The 449-nt window shown below is 76.6% G+C and carries 1 pseudogene; it reads right to left on the bottom strand.

From position 1 onward, the window contains the following. Window positions 1-449 (bottom strand): annotated as a pseudogene (locus CYJ76_RS12590) (HNH endonuclease signature motif containing protein); the annotation flags it as partial.

Below are 449 nucleotides of genomic sequence, written 5' to 3'. Positions count from 1 at the left end.
GGCGCCGGTGTTGGGGTGGTCGGGGAGCTGGCCGACCAACAGCAGGTCCAGGTGCAGGTCCGAGCGGAGCTGGCCCAGGGTACGGGCGTCGCCGGCGGCCTTCGCGCGGCGGGCCGCGTTGTCCAACCGGGACCAGGCACCGGCCACCCGGGTGGCCTCACCGACCACCGTGAGCGACCCGGTCCCGTCCTGACCGGCCCGGGCCCAGCTGCCCCGGCCTGCGATCGCCGTGGTCCGCCTGGCACGGGCCGCGGCCCGGTCAGCGGTCTCGGCCTGCCGCACCCTGCGGCCCAGCAACCGTCGGAACGACGACCCGCTGCGCGGGGACCCGTCCGACCCCCGGGTCAACACCTCCTGGCCGATCGTGACGGCCACGTCCTGGGGCAGGTGGTCGGTGGCGGCGTGCCAGTCCAGCACCCTGCGCAACGACGCCCGGCCCTGGATGACCG

This window comes from Kytococcus schroeteri, from assembly GCF_002847825.1.
Taxonomy (GTDB): Bacteria; Actinomycetota; Actinomycetes; order Actinomycetales; family Dermatophilaceae; genus Kytococcus; species Kytococcus schroeteri.
This window is presented reverse-complemented; position numbering and strand designations above follow the sequence as displayed.